At 57.3% G+C, this 19,162-nt stretch carries 15 protein-coding genes and 1 riboswitch; of the genes, 4 read left to right on the top strand and 11 right to left on the bottom strand.

The genetic code is table 11. The annotated features are described in order from the left end of the window. Positions 1-87: 87 nt before the first annotated feature. The 11 genes from KI367_RS19440 to KI367_RS19490 all read right to left on the bottom strand — a co-directional run bounded on the left by KI367_RS19440 (position 88) and on the right by KI367_RS19490 (position 14,646). Positions 88-1,410 carry a replication-associated recombination protein A gene (locus KI367_RS19440; RefSeq protein ID WP_036711250.1) on the bottom strand — a complete coding sequence of 441 codons (1,323 nt, stop codon included), beginning with the start codon at positions 1,408-1,410 and terminating at the stop codon, positions 88-90. 87 nt (positions 1,411-1,497) lie between these two features. After that, complete coding sequence (locus KI367_RS19445; protein ID WP_212951765.1) at positions 1,498-2,925, bottom strand: alpha-L-fucosidase; 1,428 nt, start codon at positions 2,923-2,925, stop codon at positions 1,498-1,500. A gap of 382 nt (positions 2,926-3,307) precedes the next feature. Further along, positions 3,308-4,261: an aminopeptidase gene (locus tag KI367_RS19450; RefSeq protein WP_212951767.1), complete on the bottom strand. Its 954-nt coding sequence runs from the start codon at positions 4,259-4,261 to the stop codon at positions 3,308-3,310. Between the two features lie 85 nt (positions 4,262-4,346). Continuing rightward, entirely contained in the window at positions 4,347-5,018 is a 672-nt protein-coding gene (locus KI367_RS19455) for an AroM family protein (protein ID WP_036711246.1), read from the bottom strand. 117 nt (positions 5,019-5,135) lie between these two features. Further along, a complete protein-coding gene (locus tag KI367_RS19460) occupies positions 5,136-6,080 on the bottom strand; it encodes a DUF1177 domain-containing protein (protein WP_212951769.1) in 945 nt (314 codons plus the stop codon). A gap of 51 nt (positions 6,081-6,131) precedes the next feature. Then, positions 6,132-7,190 carry an S-methyl thiohydantoin desulfurase family protein gene (locus KI367_RS19465; RefSeq protein WP_212951770.1) on the bottom strand — a complete coding sequence of 353 codons (1,059 nt, stop codon included), beginning with the start codon at positions 7,188-7,190 and terminating at the stop codon, positions 6,132-6,134. Positions 7,191-7,199: 9 nt separating this feature from the next. Next, positions 7,200-8,810, bottom strand: coding sequence for an OPT/YSL family transporter (locus KI367_RS19470; RefSeq protein ID WP_036711241.1), 1,611 nt, complete (start codon positions 8,808-8,810; stop codon positions 7,200-7,202). A gap of 239 nt (positions 8,811-9,049) precedes the next feature. Beyond that, positions 9,050-9,697, bottom strand: coding sequence for an aspartate/glutamate racemase family protein (locus tag KI367_RS19475; RefSeq protein ID WP_212951772.1), 648 nt, complete (start codon positions 9,695-9,697; stop codon positions 9,050-9,052). Between the two features lie 297 nt (positions 9,698-9,994). After that, positions 9,995-11,539, bottom strand: a complete 1,545-nt coding sequence (locus KI367_RS19480) for a PucR family transcriptional regulator (protein WP_036711237.1) — start codon at positions 11,537-11,539, stop codon at positions 9,995-9,997. Between the two features lie 299 nt (positions 11,540-11,838). Further along, the gene (locus tag KI367_RS19485; protein WP_036711229.1) at positions 11,839-12,141 is read right to left on the bottom strand and encodes a CD3324 family protein; all 303 of its coding nucleotides are present in this window, start codon (positions 12,139-12,141) and stop codon (positions 11,839-11,841) included. A gap of 339 nt (positions 12,142-12,480) precedes the next feature. Next, positions 12,481-14,646, bottom strand: a complete 2,166-nt coding sequence (locus KI367_RS19490) for a HelD family protein (protein ID WP_212951774.1) — start codon at positions 14,644-14,646, stop codon at positions 12,481-12,483. 298 nt (positions 14,647-14,944) lie between these two features. Then, positions 14,945-15,061: riboswitch (TPP riboswitch) on the top strand. Between the two features lie 143 nt (positions 15,062-15,204). On the opposite strand from KI367_RS19490, the gene KI367_RS19495 reads away from it, so the two are divergent. From KI367_RS19495 to KI367_RS19510, 4 genes are read left to right on the top strand one after another with little or no spacing between them, the layout of a single operon-like run. After that, entirely contained in the window at positions 15,205-15,861 is a 657-nt protein-coding gene (locus KI367_RS19495; protein WP_212951776.1) for a YkoF family thiamine/hydroxymethylpyrimidine-binding protein, read from the top strand. After that, entirely contained in the window at positions 15,858-16,451 is a 594-nt protein-coding gene (locus KI367_RS19500) for an ECF transporter S component (RefSeq protein WP_212951778.1), read from the top strand. The genes KI367_RS19495 and KI367_RS19500 overlap by 4 nt, the downstream gene beginning before the upstream one ends. Then, entirely contained in the window at positions 16,451-18,229 is a 1,779-nt protein-coding gene (locus KI367_RS19505) for an ABC transporter ATP-binding protein (RefSeq protein WP_212951780.1), read from the top strand. Before KI367_RS19500 ends, KI367_RS19505 begins: the two co-directional genes overlap by 1 nt. Beyond that, on the top strand, positions 18,223-19,062 hold the full coding sequence (locus tag KI367_RS19510; RefSeq protein WP_212951781.1) for an energy-coupling factor transporter transmembrane component T family protein: 840 nt from the start codon (positions 18,223-18,225) through the stop codon (positions 19,060-19,062). Before KI367_RS19505 ends, KI367_RS19510 begins: the two co-directional genes overlap by 7 nt. The last annotated feature ends 100 nt before the right edge of the window (positions 19,063-19,162 follow it).

Genomic DNA, 19,162 nt, shown 5'->3' on the forward strand with positions numbered 1-19,162 from the left:
GGACGTTTCATGACGCCTGTGCAAAACATTCTCTACGACTCCCGCGGAATCCTTCTCGTTGATGAAGATTTCCCCGTAATTCGATCATCATTCCCCGGAAAGGAACTGGTTTCTTCTGCGCTGCTGGTTGATTTGGATTTTCGCCTCGTTGCCCTGCTCGGTCGCCTGGTAGAAGACGCGGCGCGCAATCTCCTTCGGCAAATAATCCTGCTTCACGTAATGCCCCGGATAATCATGGGGATACTTGTAGCCTTCATGGCCCAGCTTCACGGCCCCTTTATAATGCGTATCCCGCAAATGCAGCGGCACCTCCGCCGATTTCAGCTCTTCGATCGCCGACGTCGCCCGCGAAATCGCCGTATAAACCGCATTCGATTTCGGGCTCTCCACGGCAAACAAGATGGCCTGGGCGATGTTCAGCTTCGCTTCCGGCCAACCGTTGTTCCGGTAGGCCTCCAATGCGCTGACGGCCTGGACCATGGCCTGCGGATTCGCGAGGCCGATGTCCTCGCTGCTGGCGGCGATCAGGCGGCGGATGAACACCATCGGGTCCATCCCCAGCTTCTCCACCGCGTACAAAAACCAGAACAAAGCGGCATCGCTGGAGCCGCGGATGCTTTTATGAAAGGCGGAAAGCACGTCGTATTGCGTCGATTCGTCCGCCCGCACGGTCGGACGGCGGATCGACTCCTCGGCGACGCCAAGCGTAATGTGAACGGTGCCGTCGTCCTCCGGCGGCGTCGTCATCGCCGCCAGCTCGAGCGCCGTCAGCGCCCGGCGGATATCCCCATTCGCCATCGTGGCGATATGGTCCAGCGCTTCCTCGTCCGCCTTCAGCTTCATATATCCGAGCCCTTTGTCGGGATCGGCCAGCGCCCGCTTCATGGCGGCAAGCGAATGGTCCTTCGTCAACGGCTGCAGCTGGAACAGGGTGGAGCGGCTCATCAAAGCCCCGTTGACGTAATGGAACGGGTTTTCCGTCGTCGCCCCGATAAAAATGATCGTCCCTTTTTCGACCGCCGGCAGCAGCGCGTCCTGCCGCGAGCTGTTGAAGCGGTGCACCTCGTCGAGGAACAGGATCGTTTTCGTGCCGTACATCGCCTTGTTGCTTTGGGCGCGGTCGATGACTTCCCGCACGTCTTTGACGGAGGCGTCCACGGCGTTCAGCCGGACGAAGTCCGCCTGCGTTTTTTGCGATATGATATGCGCCAGCGTCGTTTTCCCGCATCCCGGCGGGCCGTACAGGAGGATCGAGCTGACTTGGTCCGCTTCGATCGCCCTGCGCAGCAGCTTTCCGGGGCCTACGATATGTTCCTGCCCGATATATTCATCCAACGAGGTGGGACGCATCCGGTCGGCCAGCAGCCTTCCGCCCCGGTCCGACTCCTGCTGGAAAGAAAATAAATCCATCTGTGTTCACGTCCTTGAAAATGAAATGGCTTGTCTCTTGTCCTTTTCAAGCTCTCCCTCTATCATAACATACCGGGCAGGCACAGATCATGCGTTCCGGTCGCCGCGGTACACTTCGAATGCCGAAATGTTCGGCCACCATCTCGATTGCGTGATCGTCAGGCGGACGTAACGGCTTGTAACGGCCGGGAAACGGCAGATCCGTTTATAACCGATCACCGTGCCGTCGTACGCCTTTTTCCACTCGCCGCCTGCCATATACTCCAGCACAAACCGCTCGACCCGCTGGCTGTACCGGTATTCCTGCAAAACGACGTGGTCGAAGGTTTGCTCCGCCCCGAGATCGACCGTCAAACCGGCCGCTTCCGTTCCCTCTTGCGGAGCCCAGAACGTATCCCGGTCGCCGTCCACCGCGTATAAGGCTTCATGCCCTGCCATCGCTTCGCTCGCCTCCACCGGGGCGCCGGCGGCCAGGTTCGTGCGGAACGTTCCCCGGATCCATTCCCCAAGCTCTTGCAGGCGCCGCACGTCGTTTTCATGGAACAGGCCGCGGGTGTCCGGCGGAATGTTGAGCAGAAACGTCGCATTGCCCCCGACCGATCCGTAATACACCTTGATCAGTTCCTCGAGCGGCTTCACCTGATCGTCCTGGGACGCATGGTAGAACCATCCCGGACGGATCGAAGTGTTCACTTCCGCCGGATACCAGATCAGCTCTTTTTCCTTCAAAACGACGTCACGGCTTCCCAGGTCCTCGTCCTCCGAACTGTATCTCTTGGCGAATTCTCCGTCGTCTTCCTGCTGGGAATTTTCCTGGATTTTTTCGTTATCCCGCAGCGATGCGGGAACGACGCTCCATTCCGATTCCCGGCAGTGTCCCGCCTCGTTGCCGCACCAGCGGATGTCGGGGCCGCAGACGGAAATGGCCGCCCCCGGCTGCAGCTCCCGAATGAGCGCGTAATAGGCGTCCCAGTCGTACACCTGGCGTTTGCCGTTCGGGCCTTCGCCGCAGGCGCCGTCGAACCAAACGCAGAAGATGTCGCCGTATCCGGTCAACAGCTCCCGCAGCTGGTTTTTGAAATATTCGTTGTATGCCGGCGAATCGCCGTAGGTCGGCTCATGCCGGTCCCACGGGGACAAATAGATGCCGAAACGGATGCCTCCCCGGCGGCAGGCGTCCGCCACTTCCTTGACGACGTCGCCGCCGCCGTTTTTCCACGGACTACTTTTGACGGAATGCTCCGTATATTGGCTCGGCCACAAACAAAAACCGTCATGATGTTTGCAGGTCAAAATCAAACCCTTCATGCCGGCCGATTTGCACGCTTCCACCCATTGGTCCGCATCCAGCGCGGTCGGGTTGAAGATCGACGGATCTTCCTTCCCGCTTCCCCATTCCTGGTCCGTAAACGCATTCACCGAAAAATGAACAAAAGCATAAAATTCCATCTCCTGAACGGACAACTGTCTTTCCGTCGGCTTCACCTGCGCGGCGTATTGAATCCTATCGTTCATCGCTAGCCCTCCAAATTTTCCTTATGCCGGGATCGTTCCCATCTTTCATTGCGCAAAATCCACTTTATAACATTCTTCTTCAAACGCAGGATACCTGCAAGAAAATTGCAAGTATCCTGCTATAAAATTTCACGTTATTTGTTCAGCGCTGTCCCAATCTTTGCCGATGTCTTGTTGCCGGCCGCAAAATAGCGCTTACATTTTATGCTTTATCTTATATCTCGGGATTTCTCCTCGTCCATGAGTTCTTTCCATGCGCAAAAAAGAAACGCCCGCAGAGCCGGCGGTCGCTGCCGGCGCTCTGCGGGTCGTTCCAGTCCGCACCCATGCTTTATTCCTCATTCGCCTCGTTTGGCCCTGCCTGTGGCGCCGCCTGCATAAATCAGCTCTCCACCAGCTCGCCGTTTTTCATGATCAACCGGTCGTCCAAATAAACGTCCGGTCGGCCGACGACGCAATCGATATGGACGCCGGCCGCAACGACGCCGCCAAACGTATTGTTGCTGCCGAAAGCGACGTGGATCGTGCCGTATACCTTCTCGTCCTCCAGGACGACGCCCGTGATTCTCGCCTTGTTGTTGGTGCCGATGCCGAACTCCCCGAGCAGCCTGCCGTCGCCATCCCCGAGCATTTGCAGCAGCTTTTCGCCCTCCGCGCCGCCGTCGGCCGCTACAAGGCGGCCCTTCTCCACGGTCAAAACGACCGGACCCGCAACCTTGCCGATGCCGGCGATCGAGCCGTCGACGACGATTTTCCCTGCGGCGGAGCCCTCTACGGGCGCGATATACGCTTCCCCCGAAGGCAGGTTTCCCGATTGACCCGGCTCCACGTACATGCCCGTGCTCGGCACCCCGTCGCGGCCGTCGATGGAAAACTCCAGCGCGTGTCCGTCCTTTTCGATGCGTACCTTGCGGGTTTGCGTGAGCATATCGGTCACTTTTTCCGTCAGTGCTTTCACTTCCGTATAGTCTGCCGCGATGGCTCCTTCCAGGAACATGTCCTCGGTAATGCCCGGCATCGTCGCAAGGCGGGCGCCGGCCGCTGCCGCTTGCTTCCGCGCTTGCGTATGCGTCAGCGAATGCTTCGTGATGCAAACGACGACCTGCGACGCCGCCATGGCGGTCGCGATCGGCGCCGGCGGTTCTTCGCCCGATTTGCTTCGTTCCTTCATCACCGTCAGCATGCTTTCGGCTCCGATGCGTTTTCCTGCTTCGTATAGCGATTCCGCGAGTTCCTTTCTCGAATCGTCGGAGACGATCAGAAACGTCTCTCCCGCTTTTAATCCAAGGCAATCTTTCAGCATGTTGATGCTGGTTTCAACGATTTTTTCCTGCATTTGTCTGACTTCCTTTCAACCATTTTTTCGCCGTGTCCCGCTTTGTCGCCCATAAAGGGTCCCTGTCGGTCCTATCATTTCCGAATCAAATCATTTCCGAAACGATTTTCGCCATGATCGCATTGGACAGAATGACGGGCAATCCGGAAGCTTCGGCCATCAGTCTCCGCGCCTCCTCCGTATACCCCATGCAGTCCAGCAAAAGGATATCCGCCTTGCCCTTGAGTCCGGCCGCCGCGGCTTGAAAATCTCCCGGATCGAAAATATATGGCGAGGCGACCCCGTATACCGGGTATAGTCCATAAGGTTCGTATTTCGAGTTCATGGTTTCCTTCTGCTCTTCCAGAGGAACGATCACGCCCAGCCTCCGGTTCCCGACCATCGCCTTGACGGCCGGCGGAATTATATGATCCGGCTCGATCAAATAAGCCGTTCGGGTCGCAAGCCCCGGGAAAACGCCCGTGCAAAGCAGCAAAATATTGGCGACCCCTTGATTCTCCATGTCATAAATCTTCTGCTGCAATATGGGCTGGATTTTGCTGCGCCCCATGATGACCGACTCCCCGGTCGTCAGCCGGGATGTGAGCGTGTAATCCCGGTCTTCCGGACATAAATTGGCGGCAATATATTCTTTCGACAAGCCGTCCAAAACGCCTGCCTGAATCATCTCCACCCGTTCCGGTAAATGCTCCCGCAAAATCGGGGCCACGTCTTTGCGCGGAGCCTGCCCGATCGTAATGACCCCAAGTTTCGTCATGCGATGATCCTCCTCCCCATGTTCGCCAAAAGCGCGTGTTGCGCCAAACGTAAATATCCCAAACGTTTTTTCCTGCGAAAAAAGGGAAAGAACTAAAAGCCCCTTCCCTGTCTCTTCTTATTTTCCTTCCGCGCTGCCTGCCGTTTGAAGCACCTTCATCGAGCCGTAAAGCTTCACGATCCGGTCGTATTCGGCCGCATCGTAAAACGCGCAGGTTCCATTCGTGAATTCCTTGGCAACCTCAACCGAAAAACGAACCGCGGCAGCGATGTCGATTTCGTGGCTGGCGCCCGTGCCGCAGCCCGGAACGACGCTTTGCGCCGTGACCGCGACGCCGACGACCGGAGCGCTCGTCGCAACGGCCGGCTGCAAAATCGAATTGATGTGGTACAGATCGTTCCCGTACGGCGTAATGTCCTGCATCGTAATCGGGAACGTCACCGGCAGCAGTCCTGTCGTCATTTCCATGATCCGCAGCAAATCTTCGCTGACACGCAGGATGTAGCCCTCTTTTACGGTCGGGGAAATCGCGAACCCTTTATGATTGATGACGCGGTTGCCTTTGGTCGTGTCGATCGAAAGCACCGCTTCCATCTCCGGCAATACTTCATGCGCGTTCATCGCGCCGATGTCGACCGGCGAATCCATGAAATCGACCGGTTCATGCGGACGGGTCGGCGCATCCGGGCAAATATGGGTCGTCACGATAATGTCGCCTTTCAAACGGTCGCCTTTCACCTGCATGTCCGCGAGTTTCAGCGCCGCGGCAACGGCGGCCACCGCGCCGTCGGCATCGGATACGAGCCCGATGCGGCTTGGACGGGCACCGATTCCGCCCAGGCGGCCTACGATGCCGAAGGTCGGGGCGCTTCCGCCTTTCGTTTTGCCCTCGGTGCCGGGAATGACGATTTTAATGAAATCCGTGCTCCCTTTTTCTCCCGTTACTTTTTGCACCTCGATCGAAACTTCGGGATAGCCGGCGAACAGCTCCTTTACTTTCTCTCCGGTTACATGGGCGTCGTCCATCGCTTCAAGCGCGGCCATCGTTTGTTTTAATGTCATCGAATCCGACCTCCAGTTAGATGTAAATAGTATTTAGCAAGTTTTAGCGAATCAGAACAGGTAATCCAAAATCGGTTTTTTAATGATATCCTCGACAGGCTGCATCAGCGATTTGTTGCTCATCGTGCTGCTGAGCAGCAGTTTGGCTTTCGGCACCGCGATGACGGCGAGCTGCTGCCCTTTTTCCAGGGCGGCCGTGACGACCGGTCTGGCCGTTTTGGCGTCCAGCGTCATGATCAGGTCCGGGAACGTCGCGTAACGCTCCCCGTCTTTTTCCAGCGTCATATATTCGTTCCAGAAGGTCATTTCGAAGCCGTCGATGGTCACTTTGCCCACGTCGAATCCGCCTGTCGTTTCCATTTCGAATGCAGTCACCTCGCCGGCGGCGACGACCTTTCCGCCAAGCTTGTCCACGACGGCGGCAATGGCCGCCTCGCCTTTCGCCCCAAGCAGCGCTTCGCCGACCTCGATCGCCTGCGTGATGGCGCCCGGGGCGCCGTTTTGCCTCGCGTAAGCGGCCGTTACCGGATTTCTGGCCACCGCGACGAGCCCGCCCGCTTCAACCGAAGCTTTGCGGACCATCGAAGCGGCCTTGCCCAGCGATCCGGAAACGCTGAACTCCAGGTAATTGTCGCCCTTGCCGCCGATGGCCGTCTGATGCGACACGTAATCCTCGACTTCCGTCAAATTCAGCGCGCCCATCGTGCCGGTTGGATGCGCTCTGCCGTTGCAGGCGAAGTCGACGAGCGGAATGCCCGTCATGACCGATTGCAGCCAGCCGTTCACCGTCGTTCCGGCCCCGTTTTCGTTCGTATGGATCGCCGAAATCGGTTTGCCCAGCCCGCGTGCGAGCATTTCCAGCGATCTGGCGTAATGGATCGGTTTCAAATATTTATCTTTCGCTCCGGGCGCGCCGACGAGCGAAACGGTCACGAACGTATCGTCGTCCGCAAATTCGTCGATCGTGCGCAGCTCGGGTTCGCCAAGCTCCAAGGCCAAACGGCCGATCTGCAGCCCCTCTTCGATCCAGCCGCCTCCGCCGCCGCCCAGGACGGCGCCGCCGAACACGGCGCTTTCCACCATCTTTTCGTCCAGTTTGATTCTAGCCATGGAATGCACCTACTTTCTCATTTTGAACATGGAGTTAAAGAAGCTGTAAATCGCGTCTCCCGCGATAAACCCTGCCGCCAAAATGCTCATCGGCGTTTCGGCTTCCTTGCCCTTAACTTTCAGCACGACGATCCGGATCAAAAGACCCGCCAGAACCGCCCAGCAAGCGTTTGGCGTAGAGATCAGCAAACCGGTCGCGAACATGACGCCGATCTGGCGTTTCGCGCCGCCAAGCCATTGCAAAATGGCGCCCGGGATGGCCCACAGCAGCAGCTTCATCGCAACGTCCGGGGAAGCCCCCGCTTGGATCGTCGACACGTATACCGTATCGATCGGCGGAACGAGATTTTGGCCGAAATACGAACGGTAGGTCAAAGCGACAACGATGACCGCTACGCCGAACGCGATCATGCCTGTCATGTACTGCTGTTTTCTGCCGCGAAGCTCAAACTCTTTGTCCTCCCCGTTCCCGCGGAGGATATAACCCGTTTTGAGGTCGTAGCCCATGTCAGCAAAAGCCGGGCCCGTCGCGGCGCTAAATCCTGCGAGCAGCGCCAGCGCCACGGTAGGAAAACCGATCAGCATGCCGAACAGCAGCGTGATGAAAGCGACGGCAAAGGCTGGAAACCAGCCGGAATGCATGGCTGCGATGCCGACGATAATTTCGTGCACGAACGCGGCAAAGGCCGCAAAGACAAGGAATCCGATCAGCATGCCGATCGACATTTTCGTAATGAGACCGCCAATGAGGGCGATGATAAGGGCGATGACGAGGTACGCGGCAAAACCAAGCCCGAGGGCGCGTCTGGCTTCGCCTTCCGAACGCGTGTATTTCTCGGCGTCGGCGGCCTGGTCTTCCTTTTTCGGACGTTTCAAAATGAGGATGGCCGCCTGCACCAGCGCGACGATCCCTGCGCCGATCATGACGCCGTGCGCGATATACAGCTTGTCGACGTCGATGCTGAACAGCGGGTTCGAATATTGGCGGATCAAAAGGCCGATCCCGAACATGCCGAGCGCCCAAATGTTGCCGATAAACGCCACGCCGAACGCGGACATCGAAACGTGGAAATAAGATCCGATCAGGCCGATGACGGTCCCGACCCCGAGCAGTCCCGCGCGTTTGCCGCCTTTATCGCCGGCAATGATCGATTCGGCGGTCGCCACGCCCGGCGCCCAGGTTCCGGAAGCGGGGAACAGCTTCGAATCGAACAGCTTGTACAGCAGCGCCGCATCGACGAACATCGCCAGCGCCGCGCCGATCAGCATCGGGATGATCAGTTTCATCTCGCCCATCACGAACGGGATCCCGATCGGTATGAACAGGCTGTTGGCCGCGCCGAACGTCGCGGAGGAAATGGACGTCTGCACCATGTTTTGGCGATGGATCGATTTATACTTTTTGAATACCGCTACCGGAATTCTTGCGATCAGCATCGCAACCAGCGCGCCGATGATGGCCGTGTTCGGCGTCACGCCGAGCGTGGTCACGATCTGAATGCCGACGATCGCGCCAAGGACGCCGGTAATTACATTGAGGAACAAGCCAAAAGGTTCGAATATGCTGGGATGTTTCTCTTTTTTCTCCGTCTGTCCGATTTCATTCTTGATTTCGCTCATCCATATGCCTCCAATTTGTCTAGGTTGATCACTCGTTTGCAAGCCATCGTCATCAGGTTCGTAACGCTACGGGCGCAAAGAACCAGGCGCCGATGGCCGAATCGAGGGGATTTCAAAGAAAAGTAACGAGTGCCTTCCTCCCCCTTTAAAAGCGGGAAACATAGATATTGCCGACTTTCAACATTGAAGGCCGATAAAATTCATATCGTTTGTCATCCCCGGAATGCGGGGCCCCCTTTTCAAAAAGCGCCGGCTTGTCTATAATAATTCGCGGCCATCAAACCTTCCGATTCGACCGTGTCGATCACCGGCACCTTCAATTCTTTGCGGAGCGTTTCGGCAAACCCGATCGTAGCGAGGCCCGTGCAAGCGAATACAATCGCCCTAGCGCCTTGGGATACGAGGGATTTCGCCGCTTCCAACGCCATGCTGCGGCCCTGTTCCGTCATCAGATCCGTCGTGTTCGTCACGCCTTCGGGACGCCGGTAACCTACGACGAGATCGCCTAAAATGTCGCGCATCACCGGAGGCACGCCTTCGGTGATTCCCATCACCCCTACGGGCAAGCCGAGCGAACGGGCGACATGCGCCGCGGCGCTTCCTCCGCCGATGACCGGAACCGTGACGCGGCTTCGAAGCTCGTTAACGGCAGGGTCCGCGGCGCAGCTGATAATGATGGCCCGGCAGCCTTCCTGCTCCATCCGGACGCCAAGCTCCACGATTTTCGGTATCGCAATCCTCTCGGTTTCGTCGTCATAGATACCTAGCGGCTGGTCGGGAATGCTTCTGCTTAAAACAGGGATATGAAACTGCTCTTGAATCCGTTTTCCATGCGCTTGAACCACTTCATTATCATTTGCGGTAAATACGCGAATTAATCCGATCAAGCCGATCACCCTCTCGTCCCTTTTGATTGATGTCAGGATCGATTTCATCCTTCAGGATTTTGCGCAAATCCCCTTAAAAATTTTTATTAAGTAAGATTTTAATTGTTTTACCCGCGGCGCAACAATGTACCCGGCCAACAAAACTAAAAACGCCCCTTTGTGCTCAGAGCACAAAGAAGGCGTTTTATTCACGGGATTACGCAACGATTTTCGTCATGGAAAGATGACGGCGCCCATCATAGTAAATCCTTGGCATTACAGGAACTCGCTGAGAGCTGACATCGGGTGGCATCTCTGTTATGCATGGTTAACCAAATAATACGCTGAGCACAAATAAAGCTCAAACCGGCTTTGGGCGCTGTTCAAGTCGAGACCCGTCATCGTTTTGATCCGGTCGATCCGGTAATTGACCGAATTGCGGTGAATATACATCCGGTTCGACGTCTCATTCAAACTGCCGCCCGTCGCCAAGTAATGATACAGCGTGCTGACGTAATTGGTCCCGTTCTCCCGGTCGTGCTCCGCCAGCTTGCCGATTCTTTCGTCGACGAACCTGCTCAGCCAAGTTTCATCGGTGGAATCCAGCAGCATTTGCAGCATCTCAACTTCCGAATATAAAAACAGCTGCCGTCTCCGGTTCAAGCGGAAGCCGATCGATACCGCCGTTCTTGCCTCATGGTAGCTGCGATTCGTTTCAAACAGCCGAACCTGGCGGCCGATGCCGATTCGGACCGAATCCCACTGCTGCAGCCAGGATTGCATTTTCTCGTTCCACGGAGTCTGCCTGCCTTTGCCGTTGTCTTGGCGGCTCTCCGCGCCGGAGGACGGTACGGAAGGCAAAAACAATACGATTTTCCCCCCGTGAATCTGGAGCTGGGGGCGGACTTTCCGGACCGCGGATTCTTCGGCCAACAACGATTGAATCGTTTCAGCGATGGGAGAATCCTCGTTATAAAACGGCTCGTCCGCTTCGATAACGGCAACCTCCCATAACCAACTGGGGGACAATCCAAGCTGCAGCCCTTTCGAAGCGGTGATCCTTTCGTCGGCCGGCGGATTCAATAACAACTCCTCAAAAAACGTCCCCCGCAGCCTGCTTTCGGTGTCGAAGGCGATCTTTTCCCGCATCAGCTCCAGCGAAAACACCAGGCGCGCCTGTTCGATCAGCATCAGGTCCAGCTCGTCCAGCTTCCGTTTTTCCACCACGAATTTTCCGAGCATTTTATTATCGACGTTCACTTCCCACTGCCGATGGCTGTCGGAAGGGACATACGGGCTGCCTTCCGGGGAGGAGGCAAGCACGCCGCCGGTTTTATCGACGATCCATATCCGCGATTCGATCAGCTGGGAGACGCTGTCGGCAACGACCTGAATGCCTTTGTTGTTAAGCACGAGTCCCGTCAGCGCCTTGTTGACCTCCTCCGCACGTTTGAGCAGCACGGCCTGCCTGTTCAAAATTTGCTCCATGACGTTATACGTAATATCGATGTAAGCCATTCGCACCGGGAGCTGAATGATCGGGACATGGTATAAATTGCTTTTATCGATCATTTCCTGCGGGATTCGGGGAATGAATCGTTCGGGTTTGATGGCAATGCCCGCCCCGTTGACTTTGGCGAGCTGCTCGATCATATCGGTGAGGAGCGATAGGTTGTCGCGCGCCGGATACCCGGCGGTGAGCACCATTTCGCCTTCCCGGAGCCAGCTCCCGATATCGGGAACCTCCCAAATATCGATATACTGCACGATCCGGTCCAGTCCCTTTTCCCCGCTGATCAGCTTTGCGTTTTGCATGACGGGAAGTTCAAGCATTTCCCTTACGGTCAAGCCTTTTAAACTCATTTCCTCACCTCTCACGGTTCACGGTTATGACGGGATGAAGCTGACACGCCGCTCCATGACCGCGTGATTGTCGTTCCTGCCTTCATTGTACCTTACCTTCCCGCCTTCTTGCCATGAAACGAATCCCGTATCCAGAAGAAGGAAAGAAGCTTTTGCGCCCCAAGGCAGGAGCTTTCGGATACGAACGCAAACGAAAAAGGGAATCCCTAAGTTTCTCGGAAAACCGATCGGGATGCCCTTTCGCAAACGAGGATGTTTCAAATCCTCACTCCATATGATTTTGATGAGCCCGGCGGCAATCAACGGCGTACCGGCACTTTTTCCGCGCCATGCTCCGCACGCTTTTTGAAGATGACCTTCCGGATGCTTTCGACGGACAGATGGAAAGTTTTCGTCAAATATTCGAGCGAGTGGCCGCTGCAATGGAGATTGTAAATCTCCTCGTTTCTGCGCTCGATCATCTGTCTGGTGCCGCTGTTGACTCCCCAGCCGACACGTTCGCTGCTTCTTTTGGGAATGTAGATCAGCTCGCCCTCAATGTGCTTCTGCAGCTCTTTCAGCAAACTAGGGGGAAGCACATCCCTCCCGTTTCGGTAATTCACGATAAACGTCCTCCTTCATCAGATGTTGGTTCCGATTTGCGAATTTTGCGTTGAACATTTTATCGCTCCCTCCTTTCTGTTATGTAGGATATATTTAAAAAAGGTAATTAGGGAGGCCTGCTTCCGGCCCCCCTGAACTTTGCGATTTCCGCTTAGGCGGAAACCACCTCGTTATTTGTGATCAAAATTGCATCAGCTCCTTTCTTTAGGAAGTTGTCGGCCGTCCGACACCTTTATTAACTCATATTTGGAGCTGCTCTTCAAGCGAAAGAATAAGTATATACGTTTTTTACCAGGATTTTTTTGCCTGCGGGATGCCGGGCGCAATGGCTCTTGGCCCTACCAGCCCGTCACCGCGATCTCTTCATCCATGTTTTGCAAATAATCCGGCAGCGGGCCGCCGTGCATCAGCCACAGCTCGTGCAGCGCGCGCGTGCACCCGACGTACAGCAGCTTCGCATCCCAAGCCGAAGCGCCGTAGTGCTCCCCGTCCGCATCCGCCACGATGACCGCGTCAAATTCGAGGCCTTTCGAGAGGTATACGGGGAGGACGGATAAGCCGCCCTCGTACGCCTTGTCGCCGCCGTCGATCAAGTGAAGATCGGGCAAGTCCGGCTGCAACCGTTCGTGCAGCGCCCTTGCGTCCTTCAGCGTCCGCGTCAACACGGCCACCGTGCGGTATTCGCCCGACGAAAGCTTAAGCAGCCCTTCGCGCAGGCCCTTTAATCGCTCGTCTTCGCCGCTTCCATAAGCGATCATGCGCACCGGGTTCCCGCTCCGAAAAACAGGCACCGCAAGCAGTTCGCTGCTTACCCCTTGCTCGAGGATGCGGTTGGCGAATTCGATGATTTCCATCGTCGAGCGGTAGCTCCGCGTGAGCGCAAAATACGCCGTGTCTTCCGGATTGAACCAGGCCCTCATTTCCTCCCAGCCATGGACTCCCCGGTAGGCATGGATGCCCTGGGACAAATCCCCGAGAATGGTAAAGGAGTGGCCTTTCACGAACAAATCGAGGACCGCGACCTGAAATGGCGAAAAATCCTGCGCCTCGTCGATGACGATATGGTCGAACCGCTGTTCTCCCGTGATATCGTTGAGCAAATAATGGATGTACAACAGGGCAGGCAGGTCTTCCTCGCGCAGAATGTCCTTTTTCAAATCCTTTTGCGTCGATTTCAACACGGCGCCCGGAATGCCCGCCAGCAGTTCTTCCGGCCAGCCGGCCTGCAGCTTCAGCGCTTTGAACATTTGCTTGTACAGCACGAGCGGCTCGAACTTCGGCCACTTGGCGGCATATGATTTTTCGCGCTGGGACGCTTTTTTCTTCCGCTCCTTCATCGCGGCGGCCGAAGGCGACTTTTTCAGCTCCATCTCGACCCACCGGTGGATTCTCGCCATCACCCGTTCTTTCCGCTTCGCGAGCGGATACGGCTTATATTCGTCGTTGAACCAGTGGAGAATCGTATCGCGCGCGAGCACGGCGCCCTCCCAAGGCATAAAGTCCGCTTGGGGCACAGAAGCGTCTTCCATCGCCTCGATGCAGGCGCGGATCATGTCCATGAACCGGATCGAGCCCTTGAAGCGTCCGGGAACCTCGTCCGTCACCTCCGGCATTCCCCCGTCCGATTCGAACCAGTAGGAAAGCGTCTCGGACGGATCGGCAAGCGGGAGCTCGATGCCGAGCTGCTTCATGGCCCAATCCGCGAACGTGCTCTGCTGGATGTCCCCGACGCCGAGTTCGGGCAGCACGTCGGAAATGTAATCGAGGAACATATGGTTCGGGGCAAAAATGATCATCTTCTCTGCCGTGACCTGCTCCTTGTATTGATACAGCAAATAGGCGAGGCGGTGCAGCGCCACGGTCGTTTTTCCGCTTCCCGCCACCCCTTGGATGATCAGCGCCGTATTTTTTGCCGCGCGGATGATTTTGTCCTGCTCCGCCTGGATGGTGGAAACGATATCGCGCAGCTTGTTGTCCTTGTTTTCGCCCAGCCGGTATACCAGAAATTCGTCGGATACGGCCGGCTGGTCGCCGTTCCGGTCATACGTGTCGGACACCCGCTCCAAAATCTGCTTCCGGATGACGAGGTTCCGCTTTAAATACACCAGCCCTTCGATCGTCCCTTCGGGCGCTTCGTACGAAGCCGGTTCATCCCCGCCCGTGAAGGAATAAAAAACGCTGGCGATCGGGGCCCGCCAATCGATGACCATCGGCTGCTCGCCGACCTCCTCGTGATCGACGCCGATTTTGCCGATGTAAAGCGGTGTGGGCGCGGCATCCTTTTTTTCCTGAAAATCAAGCCGTCCAAAATAAGGGGCCGCCAGGCTCTTGGCCAAGGACTGCCTTTTTTCCTCGCGCCCGGCCTCGAGCACCTGCTCGGTAAAATCATGCCCGGTATACACCGGGATCGCGCGCAGCCGCTCCAGCTGCTTGTCGATTTCCGCTATCGTTGCATTCAGCCTTCGCTCTTCCTCTTGATAGGCACTTTGAAAAGTTTGCTCCAATTTCAGTTACCTCCTAAAAGTTTTTCCGCCAGCCAAAATGGCCGCGGGAGCCGTTCGTGCGCCGTTCGCCTGCAACCCTGCGATATGTGCGGGGCGAACGCCGCGAACCACCCTGCCCTGGTAAGCTGATGCTTAGTCGTGAGCCATAAGCCCGCTTAGAAAGGATATTCAGTATATCACAATGAAGGCGCATTCTCCAGCGCGGCCCGTTGTGAAAACGGCGCTTTCAAAAGGCTCGGGTCTTTACAATCTTTTTCGAAGCTGTATAATGGGAACCAGCAAAAAACTGCATACGGATAGATAGCACTAGGGGTGCCTTTCTGGCTGAGAGACAAGTAGCGAATGCATGCGCGAACGTTAACCCTTTACACCCGATCTAGGTCATACTAGCGTGGGGAAGTGCGGTGAAACGACTGCTTCGAGGCCTTTCGATCCGAACGACGGAACCGGCCTTCGAGCCGTCCGCGAGCTGCACTCTTTCGGGTGCGGTTTTTTTGCGTGCCGGCCGGCTTGAAGTTGAAAATCGATCAGCGTTCGTTGAAGGAGGAAACGAAGGTTATGACTGAAAATTTGCATAGCGGCATAGATGCGTGCGGGGGATCCGCCGGCGCTTGCGGGACCAGCCGCATCGCGGGCTGCCGCTTTTCGATTTATCCGATGAGCGGCCGTTTTGCCGAAATCATCGAAGAGGCTTTGAAACGGACGAATACGTCCAAAGTATGGATGTTTACGGACGATGTCAGCACCTGCGTCCGCGGGCGGATGTCCCAGGTGTTCGACGTCGCCCAGTCGATGTTCGCCCATGCGGCGGAAAGCGGGGAGCATGTCGTGTTCAGCGGCACATTTTCGATCGGCTGCCCGGGCGACTCCAGCGGCGACGCGTACATGTCGGAGGATGACGTCCGTTTGAACGATGCCCCCTCGGGGGTCGACACGTCGGCGCAGTTCGCCCTTTATCCGATGAACGCGCCGGGATATATGGGCATGATCGCGGAGGCGGTCCGGACGGCTCAAACGCTGGGCACCTTCTCCGGAAGCGTTCATTATGCAAGCCGCCTCGACGGGACTGCCGGCGACGTGTTCCGGACGCTGGAGCAGGCGTTTGCCAACGCTGCGGAGGAAACGTCCCATTTGGTGATGACCGCAACCCTGTCGTGCAACAGCCCTTCCCCGAAGCCTGCGCGAAACCAAGCCGGGGAGGCGCAGATCCGATGAAAAACTGGAAATTGCGCGACATTATCGTGCTGAGTTCGCTGTCGGTCGTTTTTGCCGTCGTATACGTTCTTTTCCTTCAGGTCGGCAACGTCCTGGTCGGCTTGATGGGGCCGATGGGATACGAGGTCATTTTCGGGATCTGGTTTATCGTATCCATCATCTCGGCATATATATTGCAGCGTCCGGGAGCCGCGCTTTTGTCGGAAACGGTGGCCGGAACCGTCGAGCTTCTGATCGGCAATACGGCAGGGCCGGTGCTTATTTTGTCGGCCTTTATCCAGGGGCTCGGGGCTGAAGCCGTCTTTGCGGCGCTGCGTTACCGGAACTATTCCGCCCCGGCCTTGATGGCCGCAGGCGCCGGTTCGGCCGTCTTCAGCTTTGCCTGGGGTTTCATCCACTCGGGCTTTGCCGCGTTGTCCCCGGGCCTGCTGCTGGCCATGTTCATCGCCCGCATCGTCAGCTCCGTGCTGCTCGCCGGCCTGCTCGGCAAATGGATCGCCGACGCGCTGGCCAAAACCGGCGTGCTCCGCAGCTTCCCGATCGCCAAAACTTCGCGCGGTCAGCTGAGTTCCAAGGCGGAGGTTTCCTAATGGCCGCTGTAGACCGCCGACCGGTGCTGGAAGCCGACCGGATTTCCCTGAAGCTCGACGACCATCTTGGGGATGACGTGCTGTCTTCGGTTTCGATGTCGTTATACAAGGGGGAAATCACGCTGCTTTTGGGTCCCGGCGGCTGCGGAAAAAGCTCGCTCGCCCTCTGTCTGAACGGGATATACCCGCATGCGGTGGAAAGCGTCGTTACCGGCAGCGTGAAGCTGTTCGGAGAAACGCCGGACCTTCGCCATCCCGGAAAAACGGCCCAAACCGTCGGCATCGTCTTTCAAGACCCGGACAGCCAGTTTTGCATGTTGACGGTCGAGCAGGAGCTGGCCTTTTGCCTGGAAAACATCGGCTGCCCCCGGGAGGAGATCGGCGGGCGGATCGAAGATGCGCTGAAGCTCGTTCAGCTGAGCGATTGCCGGGAGAAAGAAATCCATACGCTCTCCGGAGGGCAAAAACAGCGCGTCGCCATCGCCGCGGCGCTCGTCCTTAGGCCCAAGGTGCTCATCCTGGACGAACCGACGTCGAATCTCGATCCGGCTTCGGCGCAGCTGCTCGCGGACCGGCTCCATGCCCTCCGCCGGCTGCTGCCGATGACGATCCTGCTGATCGAGCACAACCTCGATCCATGGATCGAATACGTCGACCGACTTGTCGTTATGGACAAGCAAGGAACGGTTCGATATGAGGGGAAGCCGGATGCGTTTTTTATGAATCAAGCACACGAAGCGGCGCAAGCCGGCATTTGGCACCCTCGGGCCGCCACGCTTCACCGCGCGTTGATCCGGGATGCCGGCGTGACCGGCGGCCAAGCGGATGCCGGGGACATCCCGGGCCCGCTGCCGCTTTCCGCCCGGGAGCTTATCGAGGAATGGACGGGCTATCCGGCCCAAATTCAAAAACAAGCGACCCGTTCGCTTCGGGCGCGGCTACAAAAAAACGCGGAACCTGCGCGCCGCGGCGCGGCCGTCTCCGAACACGCAGCCGGCCCCGGCGTTGCCGAACGCATCCTGCTTCGCGCAGAACGGTTGTCCTTCTTCCGGAGAAAACGGGCGGTGATCCAGGAGATCTCCCTGTCGGTCCGCGCGGGAGAGCTTCTGGCGGTTACCGGCAGGAACGGTGCGGGAAAATCGACGCTGTTCGCCGTGCTGTCCGGGCTTCTGGAGCCTTCGTCCGGCAGCGTCACGCTGGACGGCAAACCGCTGCCGGACTGGAAGGAAGCCGAGCTCCGGAGCCGGATCGGCTTTATTTTCCAGCATCCGGAACATCAACTCGTCGCCGATACGGTGTATGACGAGTTGGCTTATTCCTTTCGATTGCAGAACCGCAGCGAGACGGAAATCGGCGAGCGGGTAAACGGCCTTTTGCAACGATTCCGTCTGGAGGGCCGCGAATCCTTCAGCCCATTCTCGTTGAGCCAAGGACAGAAGCGGCGCCTGAGCGTGGCCGCCATGCTGTCGGACGAACAGCAAATTTTGCTGTGCGACGAACCGACCTACGGGCAGGACGCCCACGGGGCCAAGGAGCTGATGTCAGGCCTGCGGGCCCGCGCGGACCAGGGGTTGGCCGTCGTCGTCATCACGCATGACATGGAATTCGTGCAGGAATACGCCGACCGCGTAATCGTGATGAACAACGGTTCGATTCACTTCGAGGGGCCTCCGATCTCGCTCTGGTCCAAGCCCGCGCGATTTCTGGAAGATCAAGGCCTTATCCCTCCGATAGCCGCGCGGTTGCTGCAAGCCATGGAGGTGGGAGATCCATGCTGAACGTCCAGAGCGAAAAATCCGTCCCGGTCCCCCGGCCGCGGCTGCTTCGGCTTGAGGAGCTGAATCCGGTCATCAAAGGCGTGACCGTCGTATTGTGCGTGCTCCCGCTATCGCTGGTATTCGATCCGGTGACGACTTCGACGGCGCTGGTCATGACGCTGCTTGTCACATGGATATTCGGGAACGTCTCCTGGAGAAGATGGCTGCTTCTGTTTTCGCCGTTCCTTGTCCTGGCATGCGGTTATTTCTGGACCGCCGCTGTATTCCCGCGCGAGCAGCCGGAACCGGGCTCCGCGATCCTATGGTCCATCGGACCGGTTCGGGTGACGGCGGCCGCATTTCAGGTGGCCCTGTCGCTCGGATTGCGCACGCTGCTGTATTCCGCGCTATCGCTTCTGTTTATGCTGACGACCGACCCGGTCAAGCTGATGCTCAGCCTGATGCAGCAGTGCAAGCTGCCGCCCAAGCTCGCTTACGGCATTTTGGCGGGTTTTCGTTTTTTGCCCTTGTTCCGCGAGGAATTATCCATCATGCAACGAGCGCACCGGGTAAGGGGCGCCGGACGCATCCGCCGCACGCCCCGGTCGCTGCTGGAGGCGCTCAAGCGCTACGGCATTCCGCTGCTCGCCGGAGCGATCCGCAAATCGGAACGGGCCGCGGTGGCGATGGTATCGAGAGGGTTTACCGGAACGGGCCGCCGCGATTTTTATGACCGGATTCGGGTCACCTGGAGAGATTGGGCATTTATGGCCCTTATGCTGGCGATCGTCGCGTTCAGCTGCGGTTTTTCCTATGCCATGGGGACGCTGCGGTGGTATAACGGGGAACTTTGAGAGGCATTTAAAAAAAGGAAGCCGTCCAACCGGACAGCTTCCTTATCATGTTTGTTTTTGCCGTATGGGTTACGTTCAAATTCGTTGCAACGCTTTCGAC

This window comes from Paenibacillus cookii (assembly GCF_018333375.1).
Classification (GTDB): Bacteria; Bacillota; Bacilli; order Paenibacillales; family Paenibacillaceae; genus Paenibacillus_AQ; species Paenibacillus_AQ cookii.

Excerpts from the sequence above, each read along its gene's own strand:
- KI367_RS19440 (WP_036711250.1), bottom strand. The coding sequence starts at position 1,410 with ATGGATTTATTTTCTTTCCAGCAGGAGTCGGACCGGGGCGGAAGGCTG.
- KI367_RS19445 (WP_212951765.1), bottom strand. The coding sequence starts at position 2,925 with ATGAACGATAGGATTCAATACGCCGCGCAGGTGAAGCCGACGGAAAGA.
- KI367_RS19450 (WP_212951767.1), bottom strand. The coding sequence starts at position 4,261 with ATGCAGGAAAAAATCGTTGAAACCAGCATCAACATGCTGAAAGATTGC.
- KI367_RS19455 (WP_036711246.1), bottom strand. The coding sequence starts at position 5,018 with ATGACGAAACTTGGGGTCATTACGATCGGGCAGGCTCCGCGCAAAGAC.
- KI367_RS19460 (WP_212951769.1), bottom strand. The coding sequence starts at position 6,080 with ATGACATTAAAACAAACGATGGCCGCGCTTGAAGCGATGGACGACGCC.
- KI367_RS19465 (WP_212951770.1), bottom strand. The coding sequence starts at position 7,190 with ATGGCTAGAATCAAACTGGACGAAAAGATGGTGGAAAGCGCCGTGTTC.
- KI367_RS19470 (WP_036711241.1), bottom strand. The coding sequence starts at position 8,810 with ATGAGCGAAATCAAGAATGAAATCGGACAGACGGAGAAAAAAGAGAAA.
- KI367_RS19480 (WP_036711237.1), bottom strand. The coding sequence starts at position 11,539 with ATGAGTTTAAAAGGCTTGACCGTAAGGGAAATGCTTGAACTTCCCGTC.
- KI367_RS19495 (WP_212951776.1), top strand. The coding sequence starts at position 15,205 with ATGACTGAAAATTTGCATAGCGGCATAGATGCGTGCGGGGGATCCGCC.
- KI367_RS19500 (WP_212951778.1), top strand. The coding sequence starts at position 15,858 with ATGAAAAACTGGAAATTGCGCGACATTATCGTGCTGAGTTCGCTGTCG.
- KI367_RS19505 (WP_212951780.1), top strand. The coding sequence starts at position 16,451 with ATGGCCGCTGTAGACCGCCGACCGGTGCTGGAAGCCGACCGGATTTCC.
- KI367_RS19510 (WP_212951781.1), top strand. The coding sequence starts at position 18,223 with ATGCTGAACGTCCAGAGCGAAAAATCCGTCCCGGTCCCCCGGCCGCGG.